13 protein-coding genes are annotated in these 17,741 nt (G+C 42.5%); 6 read left to right on the top strand and 7 right to left on the bottom strand.

Translation table 11 applies throughout. The annotated features are described in order from the left end of the window. Positions 1 to 3 precede the first annotated feature (3 nt). Together R8N49_RS13690 and R8N49_RS13685 are read left to right on the top strand one after the other, a co-directional pair. The gene (locus tag R8N49_RS13690) at positions 4 to 3,144 is read left to right on the top strand and encodes a multidrug efflux RND transporter permease subunit (protein ID WP_318190004.1); all 3,141 of its coding nucleotides are present in this window, start codon (positions 4 to 6) and stop codon (positions 3,142 to 3,144) included. 145 nt (positions 3,145 to 3,289) lie between these two features. After that, complete coding sequence (locus R8N49_RS13685; RefSeq protein WP_025768139.1) at positions 3,290 to 4,219, top strand: LysR family transcriptional regulator; 930 nt, start codon at positions 3,290 to 3,292, stop codon at positions 4,217 to 4,219. Positions 4,220 to 5,452: 1,233 nt separating this feature from the next. Here the strand turns inward: R8N49_RS13685 and R8N49_RS13680 are convergent. Beyond that, the gene (locus tag R8N49_RS13680) at positions 5,453 to 6,352 is read right to left on the bottom strand and encodes a LysR family transcriptional regulator (RefSeq protein WP_053307039.1); all 900 of its coding nucleotides are present in this window, start codon (positions 6,350 to 6,352) and stop codon (positions 5,453 to 5,455) included. Between the two features lie 112 nt (positions 6,353 to 6,464). Between R8N49_RS13680 and eamB the strand changes: the two genes are divergently transcribed. The 3 genes from eamB to queC all read left to right on the top strand — a co-directional run bounded on the left by eamB (position 6,465) and on the right by queC (position 8,411). Next, positions 6,465 to 7,049 carry a cysteine/O-acetylserine transporter gene (eamB, locus tag R8N49_RS13675; protein WP_005388201.1) on the top strand — a complete coding sequence of 195 codons (585 nt, stop codon included), beginning with the start codon at positions 6,465 to 6,467 and terminating at the stop codon, positions 7,047 to 7,049. Between the two features lie 299 nt (positions 7,050 to 7,348). Beyond that, the gene (locus R8N49_RS13670; protein ID WP_005388200.1) at positions 7,349 to 7,687 is read left to right on the top strand and encodes a helix-turn-helix domain-containing protein; all 339 of its coding nucleotides are present in this window, start codon (positions 7,349 to 7,351) and stop codon (positions 7,685 to 7,687) included. 67 nt (positions 7,688 to 7,754) lie between these two features. Beyond that, entirely contained in the window at positions 7,755 to 8,411 is a 657-nt protein-coding gene (queC, locus tag R8N49_RS13665) for a 7-cyano-7-deazaguanine synthase QueC (protein WP_258489137.1), read from the top strand. A gap of 310 nt (positions 8,412 to 8,721) precedes the next feature. Here the strand turns inward: queC and queE are convergent, their stop codons facing one another. Then, a complete protein-coding gene (gene queE, locus R8N49_RS13660) occupies positions 8,722 to 9,372 on the bottom strand; it encodes a 7-carboxy-7-deazaguanine synthase QueE (RefSeq protein ID WP_005377296.1) in 651 nt (216 codons plus the stop codon). 216 nt (positions 9,373 to 9,588) lie between these two features. On the opposite strand from queE, the gene R8N49_RS13655 reads away from it, so the two are divergent. Beyond that, positions 9,589 to 10,398: a Cof-type HAD-IIB family hydrolase gene (locus R8N49_RS13655; protein WP_017821691.1), complete on the top strand. Its 810-nt coding sequence runs from the start codon at positions 9,589 to 9,591 to the stop codon at positions 10,396 to 10,398. Between the two features lie 160 nt (positions 10,399 to 10,558). On the opposite strand, the gene R8N49_RS13650 is transcribed toward R8N49_RS13655, so the two are convergent. The 5 genes from R8N49_RS13650 to prpF all read right to left on the bottom strand — a co-directional run bounded on the left by R8N49_RS13650 (position 10,559) and on the right by prpF (position 17,733). Then, positions 10,559 to 12,004 carry a bifunctional NUDIX hydrolase/phosphatase PAP2 family protein gene (locus R8N49_RS13650; protein ID WP_017633779.1) on the bottom strand — a complete coding sequence of 482 codons (1,446 nt, stop codon included), beginning with the start codon at positions 12,002 to 12,004 and terminating at the stop codon, positions 10,559 to 10,561. 385 nt (positions 12,005 to 12,389) lie between these two features. Beyond that, positions 12,390 to 13,721 (bottom strand): trypsin-like serine protease, encoded by a 1,332-nt coding sequence (locus R8N49_RS13645; RefSeq protein WP_186585011.1) that lies wholly within the window; start codon positions 13,719 to 13,721, stop codon positions 12,390 to 12,392. A gap of 191 nt (positions 13,722 to 13,912) precedes the next feature. Continuing rightward, positions 13,913 to 14,392 carry a GNAT family N-acetyltransferase gene (locus R8N49_RS13640; RefSeq protein ID WP_005377290.1) on the bottom strand — a complete coding sequence of 160 codons (480 nt, stop codon included), beginning with the start codon at positions 14,390 to 14,392 and terminating at the stop codon, positions 13,913 to 13,915. Positions 14,393 to 14,581: 189 nt separating this feature from the next. Further along, positions 14,582 to 16,459 (bottom strand): propionyl-CoA synthetase, encoded by a 1,878-nt coding sequence (locus R8N49_RS13635; RefSeq protein WP_186585010.1) that lies wholly within the window; start codon positions 16,457 to 16,459, stop codon positions 14,582 to 14,584. A 77-nt stretch (positions 16,460 to 16,536) separates the two neighbouring features. Then, the gene (prpF, locus tag R8N49_RS13630) at positions 16,537 to 17,733 is read right to left on the bottom strand and encodes a 2-methylaconitate cis-trans isomerase PrpF (protein WP_186585009.1); all 1,197 of its coding nucleotides are present in this window, start codon (positions 17,731 to 17,733) and stop codon (positions 16,537 to 16,539) included. Positions 17,734 to 17,741 lie beyond the last annotated feature (8 nt).

The following is a 17,741-nucleotide window of genomic DNA, read 5'->3' as shown; positions in this document are numbered from 1 at the left end:
CGAATGAAATTTGCACACTTTTTTATTCAAAGACCCATATTTGCCTCTATGTTATCGCTATTGATATTAATAGTAGGCGCAATTTCACTTTTACAGTTGCCTGTGAGTGAATATCCAGAGGTTGTCCCTCCTACAGTGGTAGTTACAGCAAACTATCCTGGTGCGAACCCAAAAGTAATCGCAGAAACAGTTGCTACGCCTCTGGAGCAAGAAATTAATGGTACAGAAAACATGTTATATATGTTTTCGCAGGCAACCAGTGACGGCAGAATGACATTGACCGTAACCTTTGCTTTAGGTACGGACTTGGACAAAGCTCAGGTTCAAATTCAAAACCGCGTCACTACAGCTTTGCCCCGATTACCAGAAGCCGTCCAACGGTTAGGAGTTGTTGCCGAAAAAGCCTCTCCTGATCTCACCATGGTTGTGCATATATATTCTCCAGATTCTAGCCGTGAAGTCAGTTATTTAGCTAACTACGCTAATTTAAACTTGAAAGATGAGATAGCTCGGCTCGGAGGCGTTGGTGATGTGCGCCTTTTCGGTGGTGATGAGTACTCAATGCGCTTGTGGTTAAATCCAGATGAGCTCGCTTCTAGAAATCTAACCGTAATGGACGTTGTCTCAGCCGTCCGATCTCAAAACCAACAGGTGGCAGCAGGCTCATTAGGTGCGCAACCAGCCGCTAATGAAAACCAATTCCAAGTTTTGTTGAGCGTAAAGGGCCGTTTGGAGAATATTGATGAATTCAACGACATTGTAGTAAAAGTTGACGAAACAGGGGCTTTGACACGTCTTAAAGACGTTGCACGCGTAGAGCTAGGTCAAAACTCTTATGCACTGCGCGCCTTGTTAAATGGTAAACCAGCGGTGGCGATGCCCGTATTCCAGCGCCCTGGTGCTAATGCTATTGAGCTATCTAATCAGGTTCGTTCAACCATGGACCGTTTACAAACAGCCTTTCCAGCTGGAGTTTCATATGAAATAGCCTACGACCCGACCGTCTTTGTTCGTGGTTCGATAGACGCGGTGGTTCATACTCTGCTAGAGGCAATTGTACTTGTTGTTGTCGTAGTCATTTTGTTTTTGCAAACATGGCGCGCGTCTATCATCCCTATCATTGCGGTGCCTGTTTCATTAATCGGTACGTTCGCCGTAATGCAAATGCTTGGAGTATCGATTAACACGCTTTCGTTGTTTGGGCTTGTTCTCGCCATAGGCATCGTCGTCGATGACGCCATTGTTGTCGTCGAAAACGTGGAACGGAACATCCATAATGGACTTGCACCACTAGAAGCAACGAAACAAGCAATGACCGAAGTTACCGGGCCAATTATTGCAATTGCTTTAGTGTTATGTGCGGTGTTCATCCCGACGACCTTTATTACAGGGTTATCCGGTCAGTTTTATAAGCAGTTCGCACTAACAATTACGATCTCGACGATTATTTCAGCAATTAACTCGTTGACGTTATCGCCTGCTTTATCAGCACTGCTATTACAAGATAAGAACGCAAAACCCGATCGGCTAACCAAGCTCTTGGATGCGGTTTTTGGTAAGTATGTTTTTGCGCCATTCAATAGAATTTTTGAGTATAGCTCGAACCAATATCAAGCTCTGGTCAAGAAGCTGATTCGCTATAGCCTTGTTGTTGTGGTGGTATACATTGCGTTACTCGGGGGAACGGTTTCTCTATTCAAAGCTGTTCCTGGAGGATTCATTCCTCAACAAGATAAGCAGTATTTAGTTGCGATCGCCCAACTTCCAGATGCAGCAAGTTTAGATCGAACAGAGTCCGTTATTAAAGAAATGGAAAACCTCGCGCTGGCAACACCTGGCGTAGCACAAACCATTTCTTTCCCAGGCTTATCGGTCAATGGTTTTACTAACAGTCCGAATAGTGGCATCGTTTTTGTTACGCTTGAGGACTTCGATAAACGAAATGATCCAACTCTCGGAGCAAATGCGATTGTTGCATCTTTGAATAAGAGCTTTTCAATCATTGATGAAGCCTTCGTTGCGATTTTTCCACCACCACCAATCCAAGGACTTGGCTCTACTGGCGGCTTTAAACTTCAAATCGAAGACCGAGCGAACAAGGGGTTTGATGAGCTCTTCAAGCAATTGAACTTGGTAATAAGTGAGGCATCAACAAGACCCGAGCTGATGGGATTATATTCCACATTTCGTATACAAGTGCCGCAGATGGACATCCAAATAGATCGTGAACAAGCGATGCTGCAAGGTGTTCCTCTAGAGCAGGTTTTTGATGCGCTTCAAGTTTATTTAGGATCATTATACGTCAATGACTTCAATATGTTTGGTAGAACATACAAAGTGAATGCCCAGGCAGACATGAACTATCGTCTCGAACCTGACCAAATACTTAACTACAAAGTAAGAAATGCTGCCGGACAAATGGTTCCTCTCGGCGCTGTACTGGAGATCATACCCACGATTGGGCCTGACCGCGTGATGCACTATAACGGCTACCCTAGTGCAGAACTAAACGGCAGTCCTGCTTTTGGTTACAGTTCTGACCAAGCCCAAACGGCTATTGAGGAAGTACTGGATCAAAACCTAGCAGAGGGAATGGTTTATGAATGGACTGATGTAACCTACCAGCAGATTTTGGCTGGTAACACGATGGTGTATATATTCCCACTTGTTGTTTTGTTAGTTTTCATGGTGCTAGCTTCGCAGTACGAGAGTTTAAAACTGCCATTCGCTATCATTTTGATCGTTCCTATGACCATTTTTTCTGCACTAGCAGGTGTTTGGTTCATTGGTGGTGACAACAATATATTCACACAAATTGCTTTGATTGTCCTTGTGGCTCTAGCGTGTAAAAATGCCATCTTGATGGTGGAGTTCGCTAAAGAACTTAAAGACAATGGCCAAGATACCTTATCAGCGATTTTGGAAGCATGTCGTTTACGTCTTCGACCGATTCTAATGACATCAATTGCATTTACCGCTGGTGTTATTCCATTAATGATTGGTACAGGGGCCGGAGCGGAAATGCGACAAGCAATGGGTATTGCTGTATTCTCGGGTATGGTAGGCGTAACGGTATTTGGATTACTACTCACACCTGTTTTTTACATGTTAGTGAGTCGAAACAAAAAACGTCAAACACTATAACCATAATATAAATACTCATTTAAATTCATACTAAAGGGAGCTATTGCTCCCTTTTCTTTTGGTTATTAAGTATATTAATAATTTCTAGACAGAGCAGAAGTTATACATGAAACTAATACGCTAATATCTAACGTGGATAAACATTGTGGATTTAGCAAATAAACTACACCTGCTTTTAGAAGTCTCTAAAGCTGGATCTTTTGCAAAAGCAGCAGATGGGATGAATATCGACCGCTCTGTTTTGTCTAAACACATCAAGCAGTTAGAAGAGCACTTAGGCGTTAGGCTATTAAACAGAACGACTCGCTCTCTTTCATTAACACAAGTCGGCAAGCAAATAGTAGAAAAAGCAGACCAAATATCTCAACTCCTTGATGATACTCAACAAATAGCGGAGAACTTTCAGACTGAGCCTTCAGGGAAAGTACGAATTTCAAGCTCAACATTATTTGGAAAACTCTATCTACAACCTTCGATAGAGAAGTTTTTACATAAGTACCCAAAAGCAAGTGTTGAACTAATGCTAGATGATCTTCATGTAGACGTGATTAGAAGTAATTTTGATATTGCTTTTCGAATCGGACCTATGAGGGATTCATCAATGGTAGCAAGAAAATTAGCAAAAAATACGACTGCAATCATTGCTTCTCGAAATTTAATTGAAAAACATGGTAACCCAGAAACGCCTGATGAGTTAGTTAAGCTACCTTTTATTATTTATTCAAATGGTAATTTTATTGTCGATAAACTTAAATTCTACGACAAAGCAAAATCAGATGGTTTAGATACATACCCAATATCAGGGTCATACATGGTAAATGAAGCTGAGCTAATAATTGAAAGCGTAAAGTCAGGTCTGGGCGCAGCACTTATAGGTCAATTTATGCTCCCTAACAACCTAGAGTCTTCTAATTTAGTTCAACTTTTACCAGAATATGAAACTCAAGATTTTGGTGATATTTATGCCATGTACTCACACCGTCAGCAATCACCATTGGTTAGGGCATTCATTGATATCGTTCAAGAAGAAATTGGCATACCACCAATATGGGAAAAGCATTTCAATAAAAGCTAGGTAATTCTATTTAACCAAAATTAACAGAAAATAAAACATCAAATAAAATCAATAAGTTAAAACAGGAATATTTAAGATTCATAGGAGTTTAATGTTAGGTGAATTAAGTTCCATTCTAAATGGCGCTTAATTCACTAAATATAAAACATTCTTGATTTATAATACTAACAAATCCATCACCTATACAAGTTACGATGTATATTAAAGAAAAACACACCTCGGTCACTAGTTTGTTAGTATATAAAATATCTTATCTTATTTTTTTGGTTATTTACACGTTAGCAACGATTTATTTTAGCGTACAAATGGACAAAAGCACATCGGAGAACTCTCTTATAGAAATGACTCAAATAGCATTTGTGCTTTTTTCATCGTTAATGTGTTTGTATAAATCTAAGGAATATCTTGAACTCAAACACATATTAGTAATAATGTCTTCATTTTTTATGGTTATATTCGTTAGAGAAATGGACTACCACATAGAGCAGTATTTCCCTCACGGTTCATGGAAGTATCCTGCTTGGATTATAATAGTCTCGGTCTGTTATTTTTGTTTTAATAACATAGTTAACATAAAAAATGAGGTAAAACTTTTCATTTCTCATTCTAGCTTCACGACATTAACGATTGGCTTTTTTATTGTTTTCTTATTCTCACGCTTTGCAGGGTATGGTGATTTTTGGGTCGAGTTTATGGGGAACTCATACAATAGAGACGTGAAAAACTTGGTCGAAGAAAGCTTAGAGTTACTAGGTTACGCGATACTTTTAAACGGTGTTTTACTTATTAAAGTAGAAAACCACTAAGTATAAATAAAAGTTCATAGCTTGTAGTTCAAGCTTTGAACTTTTTTGGTTAAAAAAAAGCAGCAAATTATATTTGCTGCAAATGATGAAAAAAACAATATGCGTAAGTTAACTTCCTAGCAATGGATGCGTTAACGAGTTAATAATAACGAACCGTAACAATTAAGTCTCGTTGAAAATAATCCATAAAGAATGGAATTTATTACACTGTTAATTATGTAACCTTATCTAATCTAGTTATCACACGCCGTCGTTTTTATATCTTATCTCTTTCCGTCAATAAATAGCTCTTCACATCAGATCCCATTTATCATCCCACAACAGTCGGATTCAAAACAAAGCAATAAAAATCAATAAATTAGAAGTAGCCACTTAAAAAATAAAAAGGAGTAAAAACGAAACTATATCAGATAGAACATATTAAAGATCACCGACTCTGAGTAGAAAGCCGTTCATACTCGTTACGCATACAATCAATAAAGACTTCCATCGCCGGCGTCACACACTTCCCAGCATGATAAGCGCAGAGTGGCTTGATCATCTGTGAAAATTCGGTGAACTCAAGCTCTTGTAAACTGCCCTCTTGCAACTCTTTTTCAACCGTAAAACGAGGTAAGTAAGAGATACCAATATTACTCTCAACGCAATTTTTGATCGTATTAATACTGCTAAGTTCGATCATGTTGTCGATGCTAATATCACGCTCCTGAATAATGCTCTCAAACATCCGTCGAAAAAGGCACTTAGGGCCATTGCTTATAAACCCTAAATCAATATGTTGCTCTCTCTTCTTTAAATCTAGCCCTTTTAAAAGCGGTGAAGCAACCAATACCAGTGGCTCGTGCTCAAACTCGTGGACCTTGAGCGTATCGTCATTACCTACTCGATAAAACACACCTAAATCAGCTTTATCCGCTATCAACTCATCTCGAATCTGATAGCAATTTTGTGATTGCAGAGAGAGTCTGACATTGGGCGCTCTGATCCTGAACTCTTTTAAAACATTAGCCATCTTATAAGCAAGTTGAGTCTCAGCAACCAGCACTTTCAATTCACCGGTCGGCTCCGAGTTTTCTTGCTGTGCTGTTCCCTCAATATTTTCCATCACTCGCGACAGTTCATAGACGTAAGGCAGTATCTTTTCTCCTGCTTGAGTCAAAACCATCTTACGCCCTATTTTTTCGAACAGCTGCAGAGACAGATCTTGTTCCAACTGCTTGATTTGAAAGGTGACGGTTGATTGCGTGCAATAAAGCTTCTGTGACGCTTTTAGAAACGATCCTTCTTCAACAATAGCTTTAAAAGTAAGAAAGCGTTTTAGATTCATGACTAGACTCCACAACCAACAGTTCAATAAATTAAAAGTCTAAGTTTTAATTTATTCAATTTTTTAATCAATTGTAGCGAAGTATAGTGCAGTAAAAACAGGAGAGATAGAGATGACCGCCATCTACACCGCATTTTTTACTTACGTAATCATTACTTCAATTACACCAGGGCCAAACAACATTTTATCGCTCAGCATCGCGACGCAATATGGACTAAAACGCTCAACAAAAGTGATTTCGGGGATGTTTTGTGGCTATGTTGTTTTGATGCTACTTTGTGGCGCTTTCACGTATAACATGATCAGCCTCTTGCCCGTGATTACACCTTGGCTAACATGGATTGGAGCAGCTTATATTGTTTGGTTGGCTTGGGGGCTTGCTACGAGTGAGATCAAAACTTCATCGGATAATTCTAAAGGTATCAGTTTCTTAACAGGTTTCGGTTTGCAGTTCGTTAATGTGAAAATCATTCTTTATGGAATTACCTCTATTTCTACGTTCGTACTGCCCCACACTCAGAATATCTACTGGATCTTAGCGACTAGCCTCATTCTTGCTTTGATCGCACTTCTTAGCAACGTAGTCTGGGCCGTTGCAGGAAAGCTACTTCAATCGCAATTCCAGAGATATGGCAAAGTCATCAATATGAGCTTAGCAGCAGCTCTGATCTATTGTGCGACACAGTTATTTACTTAAGTATATAGTTGATCATCAAGAACAATATTGCTCTTCAACTTAGACGACTACGTTTATGTGAAGAGCAAATTCTGCTCTACAAATCGCTGCGGTTTCTCGTGCCCTTACTCGCTCCTTCATACGGCAGTTTTTGAAGAAGTAGATTCAACGTCACTTAATCAACCTAAAGATACGAAATCTTTTTTAGTTATACAGACACGGCCTTGGCGACCTCGGCAATAACTAAGCATTACTTAGTATACACAAATCAGAAAAACTAAGATAATCTTAGTCATCCAAGTCCTTCGTATGAACTTTAAGTGTTGTTTAATAATCCACTCCCAGCCCGCCTTAAGCATGCGCGTAAACAAGCGAATCTATCCCAAAAAGCACTGGGCATCCGTATCGGCATGGATGATAGTTCTGCAAGTGCAAGGATGAATCAATACGAAAGGGAGCGCCATACTCCCGACGTAAAAACGCTCAAACTTATCGCAGATGAGCTAAACGTGCCTCTAAACTATTTTTTTTGTGAAGATGAAATCACCGCTGAACTTGCTGTGAATCTCCACAAGCTGTCAAATGATGACAAGCAAAGAGTGCTTGAGAGCACAGCCCAGCTGATTGCGGACGCAATCGCCACGAAGTCGAGTACGTAATTGGGATTAAACGCCTAAGAATACGTATCAATACCAAAGAATCAAAGAGCATAACTAAGGGTTCAACATGGCTACAACAAAAGCACTTGTGGTTTTTTCCGGTGGGCAGGACTCTACGACCTGCTTAATCGATGCATTAAATACATATGATGAGGTTCATGCTATAACGTTTGATTATGGCCAGCGTCATTCAGATGAAATAGATATCGCTATCGAATTAGGTAAGCAACTTAACATCAAAAGCCACAAAGTCCTGGATGTAAAATCAATTAATGAGTTAGCGATAAGCTCGCTGACAAGAGACAACATTCCGGTATCTAATGACTTAAGCGACGCTAACGTACCCAATACATTCGTTCCAGGGAGAAACATTCTCTTTCTTACTTACGCATGTATCCATGCTTACCAGCTTGGCATTCAAGACATCATTACGGGAGTCTGCGAAACAGACTTTAGTGGTTACCCTGACTGCCGAGACAACTTTATTCGCTCTCTAAATCTCTCTTGCAATTTAGGTATGGATAAAGCCTTCAACATTAAGACTCCTTTAATGTGGCTTACTAAAGCAGAGACCTGGGCTCTAGCTGATAAGAACAATATGTTGGAGTTTGTCCAAAACAATACGTTAACATGTTACAACGGAATCGTTGGTAAAGGCTGTGGTGAATGCCCAGCGTGCCTACTGCGACAAAGCGGCTTAGAAGAATACTTAGCGAGCAAATAGTCTTTGTTAGCGGTAATAGCGCTGGGATAAAACCTTTTGCGTTAGCTTCTAAACGTTTTATCTCAGCGTGAAACTCCAGCCAACAGAGCTTCATTTTGATGCCGCCAGATTGGTGGCATCAATTAAATGCGAAACGATTGTCGAACCAAAGATAGCACTACACCACAACAGCCAACACTGCTTAGCTTTTACAACGCTATAAATTGCTTAGATATATCGACAATGTTTCGATAGCAAAGCTACCAACGGCATTACTCGCGAAACCGGGATTAGATAGAAAAGCTACCTCGAATGATGACGAGTCTCTCGTCTAAGCAATACTCAAATATTTATGAGTTTGAACAGACAAACGCCAATTGCGGGCAATGCACGTATCAATACACAATTGCGTAGCACGAGGCTTCTGGCTAATTGGTTGTAGTGCAATGATAGTCTCAGCCGCTACGTTCGCATTTGCTAAAAGGTCATCAAGGTGGTCGATGTCTTTCTGGGTGCCGACTGGATGCTTAATCTCATTTGCCCGCTCTAACGCGCTATTAAGCACTGGTAATTTACCTTTCATTGCTACTTTTGGTGACACTGTCACCCACGTATTTTCTGAAGTAATCACTTCTGATGTGCCACTGGTTTCAATTTGGCATTGGCACCCCATATCTTCAAACGCCTTTGTTAAAGGGCGCAGATCATAAATACAAGGCTCTCCACCAGTAATCACGATATGCTTAGCATTAAAGCCTTGCTGTTGATATTGCTCTACGATGTTCTCGGCAGATGCAACACACCACGTCGGAGAGTCTTCCGTTTTCACCAGAATATCGCCTATTTGACGTTGATCATTCTCATCTGCATACCACGTTTGTTTGGTATCGCACCATGAGCAACCAACCGGACACTCTTGAAGCCGAACAAAAACAGCAGGGACTCCAGTGAAAACCCCTTCCCCTTGGATGGTTTCAAACATCTCATTTAGCTTATACAACGCAGAACTCACTCAACTCATAACATTTCGAGGCGAAGACCATAATGGACACGCGTGTCTAGGTCAATTTAAACCAAAAATTAATTGTTAAAATAGACCATTTTGTAGTTTCATAGCGTAATGAATATAGGTTTCTGGTTAACGTTAAACCAAGCCTTATTCACTGACAGCTCCCAAAAAACTTTAAGGTAAGAAATGATGTATAAACTGATCGCACTAGATATGGATGGCACGCTACTCAATAGTGATAAAGCCATTTCTGAAGAAAACAAACAAGCGATCGCAAAAGCTCGAGAAGCAGGCGTTACTGTCGTTCTCGCTTCTGGTCGCCCATTAGAAGGAATGCAAGACAAGCTCGACGAACTGAATATCCATTCCGATCGAGATTTTGTTCTTTACTACAACGGTTCGATGGTCAAGAACGTAGGCACAAACGACATCATCCACCAGCAAATCATAGATGGTAAAGCTGCAAAATTGGTGGCGCGAAAAGCCGAAGAGCTAGGTGCGTACGTCCATGCTTTTAGTCAAGTTCATGGTTTAATCACCAACGAACACAACCCTTACACCGATATTGAAGCAAAGATAAATGGCTTAAATGTCACCGAGATGAACTTCGAATCACTAGAAGACGATCATCCAATCATCAAAGCTATGATGGTTGCAGAGCCAAGCAAACTAACAGAAGTTATAGCAGCACTGCCAGCTGAAATGCGCGAAGCGTTTACGGTTGTTCAAAGCGCTCCGTTTTTCCTTGAGTTTCTTAACCCTGCGAGCAACAAAGGTATTGGTGTTGCCGCAATTGCCGAGTATCTGGGAATTAAACCGGAAGAAGTTATCTGTATGGGTGACGCAGAAAATGACCACCACATGCTGAAATACGCTGGCCTTGGTATCGCGATGGCAAATGCAATGGAAGAAACCAAGCAAATCGCTGACTACATTACGGCAAGTAATGATGAGCACGGTGTCGCTAAAGCTATAGAAAAGTTCGTGCTCAATGCATAGCCCTTTCCGCCATGTCTGTTGCGTTAAGCTTCTTACGTTTAACACCCCTAGCCGTCCAAGATAGGCAAGCGGCGTTGTTCGTGGACTAAACGTGTAAAAGCCTTGCTGTAATGCAAGGCTTTGTTTTTACTAAAATACTAATAGATAACAAATACAGCCATCAATCTAGCAACGTTTTGCTCGGTTGGTTTTCACAAGTCAGCTTCCTTGCAAGCAGCATAAATAACAACATTAATAATGGATAATGTAACGTCGACAAGACTAATGACCACAAACCGCTAAACGATACGATATTAGCCGAGTACAAATAGAGTTGATCAACAAGCAACAATGCCAGCGTCACAAAGATCATCTGCCGAGTATCTAAATGTGCTTTCGACTCTTTAAATGTCATGACCAACGCTGATGCAGTGATTAAAATTGCTAACCAGCGACCAAACACAGGTAATGGCCAGATGACGGAGATGACCGATGTTGCCGCAGTCATAATGAACCAGACGCCTTTTGAGCTTAGAACTTGATCAACGTTCACATCTTGATTTGTCTCCAGTCGAAGAACATGCCAAGCCACCAAGCTGCCTAACAGCGCGCCAAATAACATATCTAAAATAAAGGCACTGCCGAGGAAAAACTTACCTAACACCACAGTAAGAGTGATGAACACGAAGACTGCCGTTGTTCCATTCAAACCAAAATACTGGGTTCTATGAAACAAGAACGTCAGCACACAAAACCACACAGCGATAGGCAAGCTAGGAAAACTAAAGCCAAAGCTGTGCGTTAACTCCATCATTGGTATATAGACATGTGGGCGCGGTAGCGAAAAGCCTTGTTGAGCGACAAGCACCATAAGCGACGTTGCACTAATTGCGAAAAAGAGTCGGTACACAAACCGGCTACCAAAGCGCATCATGGCAAAAGGAAATAGAAAGAGTAGTACCGTCGGTTCTGTCAGATCTATAACGAGTTTCGAGATCTGACTAGCTACCTCGTAACTCGTTTCTGACAACGCCCCTACCCAACTCTGTAAATCTATCAGCCACGCCAATTCAACCTGACGAAATGAAGGCGCGGATTCGATCAACTGAGTCACATAAGATACTGATTGCTTGGTAGCTTGATCAAAAAACTGAGTGGCTTGTGGCCATTGCTCAGGATAACGATATAAAGATGATGGTAATTCAGATGGGCTAAGCAACATCGCTGACGCAACTTCTACTCCATAATGAGGGGCAAACCAAATAGGCAGTTCATTTCCACCTAAAGAATTATTCATAGAAAAAGCGATAATGTCAGAGTCTGATATACAGTCGTAAAAAACCGCAGTGTCCGTTCTGCCAAGCTCCTCTCCAACCGTAACCACTATACCGGTTTCTTCCCACGTTTCTCGTTGAGCAGCAACTTGTGGAGACTCACCATCAATAATGGTTCCGCCAGGTAGAGAAATCTTATCCGTTAATACTTCATGAACTAGCACTAACTTGTCATCAGCGCGAACAATACAGAGCGCTCCTTTAACTTCGCTCGCAGTGGCTTTAGCCGTAGAGATCGGTGAAACAGGTAACAAAATAAAACAAAGGATGAGTAATAACAGCTGTCTCAACACAAAATATGACCTTAAATAAACATAATGATAACCAATGAATCATGGCAGTTAATCTTATCTTTTTCGACAAAAATTAAGTAACGAGTTATGCCAAACTGAGTTGATCGCGTAAAACCTGATCTCAACGCTCACTGGAGAATAATTTAATGCAAACCTGACAAAAATCAGACAAAACATAAAATGTTGATCGCAATTCTGCCAGTTATATAAAGATAACGTCAGGAAAAAGTCATACACATTTTGTGGGTTCTCATAGTTGACACAATAAAAAAGGGCTTATTATTCGCAAACAATAAACCCCAGTTATGGTAACTATGTACTGATCGTTGAAACCAAGAATGAATCTTATCTCATGGTCAACGAATCAAATTCACTGGCCCGATCGTTAGTTAGACTTGCAATTCGCATCGCCGACTTTTTGCCAAACACCCCAAGGCCCTGAGTCTGCTGGATTATCACCTTGAGTCCACCACTGCGCTTGCCAAACTTTACCATTCCAAGTAACCGTATCTCCTTTGAGATACACTAAGCTGGCTTGCCATACAGTTTTACAGCTATCTGTGGGAGGCGTTGTCACCGTTTTCGCTTGAGCGGATACTAACGCTTGGTATTGTGTGCTGGTCTTATCAACGTTGAAGTTCAAAACCACTCTTGCTTCTCCGCTCTGAGTAGCACCAAATTCAACATCAATACGACAACTTGCATTCATTGCTAACGTCGCCTGAGAGCACTGATCATTGGCAATAACAGCTGCATCAGTAACACCCGAAGCAAACGCGCGAACATTTTCCACAGTGAAGGTGGTGTTCCCTGAATTCTGGATAACAAAGCTATGTTGCTGTAACTCCCCAACATTAAATGATGCCAGTGTCTGTTCGGTGGTGTATCCAACAGAAACATTCTCTTTTGGTGGTGTTACTGTTCCGATAACACCATCGACAAAATTGCGCATAGCAGCGATATCGCTATAAACCCCATACATACCAGGACGAGCACAACCTATTCCCCAACTGACCACACCAAGTTGAGTAATTACACCACTGCGATTAATGACGATTGGACCACCACTATCTCCCTGACAAGAATCTATCCCACCTTGAGGAATACCAGCACAGAATGACACTTCTCCAACCGTTGTGTAGTTGCCACCGGCTTGACGGCAAGTCATATCCGACACAAGTGGGACGTCAACCTCTTGCAATCGAGACGGAGAGCTTCCTCCTTCAGAAGTTCGCCCTAAGCCAGCAACACTAAGCCAATCTCCGATGCTCGCGTATTGCGTTAGACTACCATTCGCAATCTCAACTGAAGAAACAGCTTGAGGCACAGAGTCGAGCTTCAATACCGCGAGGTCATGAGAAAGCGTCGCGCGGCGATATGCCGGGTGCATATGGATCTCACTGACGTTTGCACGAACACCATCACTACCGTTATAAACAACGCCACCGATTTTAACCGCAATCTGACTCGGAGAATCACCCTCAACACAATGTGCAGCAGTCAGGACGTAACCATTCCCGATATAACTGGCCCCACAATACGATCGGTTACCATAACGACTAACAATTTGGGTGTAGAATTTCCAGTCACGTGGGTCGGCAGTTACTCCGCCTACGATCTGGGGTTGGATAGTGTGATTTTGCGTCTGTGACAAATCATCAGCACTTGCGAACATTGGCAAAACGGCTAAAGCAAGTAACGATTTTGTTAGTTTCAAAATATTGTCCTCTTGTTTTTGTAAGCACGATCCTCGTGCTACTAATAAACAAGCAGACAAAAACGCCGATACCAATGTAGGTGCATATCAATTTGTTAACATTGCGAGTAGCTTATAGAGAAAAGTCTATTGACGAACTGAATGATTTCAATTCGATCGAACCTAAATCACAATATTAAAGTTAAATACGATTATTCGTTCAGCGGTTTTCTTAAATAGTGGATATGGTGTGCAAATCCTTGTTTTTCATACAAAGATATTGCGCCCTGGTTAAAATGCCATACTTCAACAAACATCTGTTTTGCACCGTAATCAGAGAACGTTGACTCAATTTTATTAATCAAAGCCTGCGCCGTACCTTGTTTTCGATATTCAGGCAGCACATAGAGCTCATCCACGCTTCCCATCATAACTGGCTGGCTGACGGTAGAAATAAGTTCACAGAAGTGACCAGAAATAAAGCCAATAATTTCATCTCCTTGTTTTGCTACGTAAACAAGGCACTCAGGGTCATCAATATATCGAGCAATGCTTTTTTCTTGTTCTATCTCCTCTGCCGTTTTGAAAAGCTCAGGAGATTGAAGATGATGCTCATCATGAAGCTCGAACATAAGATCGTTGAGCAACTCTAGGTCGCTAAAACACGCAGGTTTAATCGCAAACGTGGTCATACAAAGGGTCACTAAAAATGGAATGGCTGTAGTTTGTGAGGAAAACGTCGTATTGGCAAGTCACAAATGCTTTCACGATACGTTTGTACTGTTTGAGCAACAAAAAAGCCCCTGTACTTAATAAACGTACAGAGGCAGAACCAACCTACAGAGTTCGAGGATCAGGGGTTAGTTAGAATTGAGTTTTTCTCAGCGTCGTAGCACTCGCTCAATTTCGTTCAAGCTACTTGGGTCATCAATCGTTGACGGAACGGTGTATTTTTCACCATCAGCTATTTGACGTATAGTTCGACGCAAAATTTTACCTGAACGTGTTTTCGGTAAACGGTCTACAACCAACGCATGCTTGAAGCAAGCAACTGCACCTATCTCACTACGCACTTTGCCAACAAGCTCACCTTCAAGGTCTAGCTCATCCACTTTGACGCCGTCTTTCAGTACAACAAAACCAAGTGGAAGCTGACCTTTTAGATCATCGTGGATACCGACCACCGCACATTCTGCAATCGCTGGGTGGCCTCCTACTATTTCTTCCATTTCACCTGTCGACAATCGGTGTCCCGCGACATTAATCACATCATCAATACGTCCCATAATAAACAGGTAACCGTCTTCATCCAGATAGCCACCATCACCAGACACGTAGTAGCCTGGGAACTGGCTAAGATAACCAGTTTCAAAACGGTCATGATTACGCCAAACCGCTGGCAGACAACTTGGTGGTAGCGGACGTTTTAATGCGACAAAGCCTTGTTGGTTAGGCCCGACAGCCTCTCCAAGTTCATTCAGAATTTCGACCTGATAACCCGGAATGGGCTTCGTCGAAGAACCAGCTTTAACTGGCATCATTTCGACACCTGTCGGGTTGCCAGCGATGGCCCAGCCCGTCTCGGTTTGCCACCAGTGGTCAATAACGGGCTTGTCCGCTTTGCTCTGAACCCACTCCAGTGTCGGAGGGTCAAGGCGTTCTCCCGCCATAAAGATGTTTTTCAGATTCGACAAGTCGTACTGTTTTAAGTGCTCGCCTTCCGGGTCCTCTTTCTTAATCGCACGAAACGCCGTTGGTGCAGAGAACAACGCATCTACTTTATATTCATCACACACTCGCCAAAATGCGCCAGGATCCGGTGTTCGAACAGGCTTGCCTTCGAATAGGATAGTAGTGCAACCGTGAATCAGTGGGGCGTAAACAATGTAAGAGTGCCCTACTACCCAGCCCACATCAGATGCCGCCCAAAAGACGCCATCTTGAGGAATGTTATAGATTGCGCTCATGGAGTACTTCATCGCGACAGCATGGCCACCGTTATCACGCACAACGCCTTTCGGCTTACCTGTCGTGCCCGATGTATAAAGTATGTAGAGCGGATCGGTTGCTAACACCGGAACACAACCATGTGGCAGCGCTTGTTTGTACTCTCGCAGCCAATCTAAGTCTCTTTCTTGGTTTAGCTCAGCGTCGCACTCTGGACGTTGGAAAACAAACACTTTCTCAGGCTTCCAACGGCTGTCCATAATGGCTTTGTCTACCATTGGTTTGTATGGAATGACTTTGTTGATCTCAATCCCGCACGACGCCGTCATGATCACTTTCGGCTCTGCATCTTCAATTCGTACAGCAAGCTCATTAGGTGCAAAACCACCGAATACTACGGAATGAATCGCCCCCAAACGCGCGCAGGCAAGCATCGCCATTGCGGCTTCTGGGATCATCGGCATATAAATAACGACTCGGTCGCCTTTTTCAACACCTTGAGCAGACAGCATGCCAGCAATTTTTGCTACTTGGTCACGTAGATCGCTATAGGTGTACGTGGCTTTACGACCTGTCACTGGCGAGTCATAAATGAGTGCAGTATTATCACCGCGTCCTTGCTCGCAATGGTAATCTAATGCTAACCAGCACGTATTCATTACACCATCTGGAAACCAACGTTCTATGCCGTTTTCATCAGATTTCAAGATAGTTTTAGGAGATTCAAACCAATCGAGATTCTCCGCTTGAGCGCGCCAAAAACTCTCCGGTTCATTCTTCGCCCATAAGTATTCTTTTTCGTATGAAGACATATTGCTTCCTCCAGTATGTCCTGACATTGCTCTCGTTCTACTCAAAGATCGCTCTTTTAATCCAAAGATCGTCTCTTTTAATCGAAGACATAGAAGGGTACACGCACAAATCCCTCCATCAGTATTCTCGCACTTCGGCTCATAATGGCTTTTTGCACCACCCAGCCCTGCTCAGTTTGCTTCGCTTGTGCCCCAACTTTTAACGTTCCTGACGGGTGACCAAAAGTCACGGACTCTTTTTCACCGCCACCAGCGGCTAAATTCACTAACGTTCCGGGCACACACGCAGCAGAAGCAATAGCAACGGCTGCTGTTCCCATCATTGCATGATGTAGCTTGCCCATCGACAGCGCGCGAACGAGCACATCAATATCCGACTCATTAACGGCTTTACCACTTGAAGACAGGTAACTTTTCGGTTTAGAAACAAACGCTATTTTCGGCGTATGTTGGCGTGTTTGAGCTTCTTCTAAATCAGAAATCAGGCCCATTTTTAACGCGCCATATGCGCGGATGGATTCGAACATCGCTAATGCTGTGTCATCGTTGTTGACATCGTCTTGCAGCTCGGTGCCCTGATATCCTATCGATTCAGCATCAATAAAAATGGTTGGTATGCCCGCGTTAATAAAGGTCGCGTTGAACGTACCCACATCCGGCACCACCAAATCATCAACTAAGTTGCCCGTTGGGAACATACTTCCTTCGCCATCGGAAGGATCAACAAAATCCACTTGAATCTCTGCCGCTGGAAACGTGACACCATCGAGTTCAAACTCTCCGGTTTCTTGGACGAAACCATTGACGATTGGCACGTGAATCAAAATCGTTTTGCTTATGTTCACTTGCCAAACACGCACCGTCACAATGCCATTGTCTGGAATACGGTCTTGTGGGATCAGACCAGCATGAATGGCGAAAGGACCGACAGCGGCAGACAAGTTGCCGCAGTTACCACTCCAATCGACGAATGGTTTGTCGATCGACACTTGGCCAAATAAGTAGTCAACATCGTGATCGGCTCTGCTGCTGCGCGAAACAATCACTGTTTTACTGGTGCTTGACGTCGCGCCCCCCATGCCATCAATTTGCTTCGCGTAAGGATCAGGGCTGCCAATAACGCGTAGCAACAGTTTGTCACGTGCGGCTCCAGCCACTTGCGCTTCTTGAGGTAAATCCTCTAGGTTGAAAAAGACACCTTTACTCGTGCCGCCACGCATGTACGTCGCGGGCACTTTTATTTGGCTTGTTTGATTCGGAGTATTATTTGACATACGCACTC

It is taken from the genome of Vibrio sp. 1978 (assembly GCF_033344345.1).
This window is presented reverse-complemented; position numbering and strand designations above follow the sequence as displayed.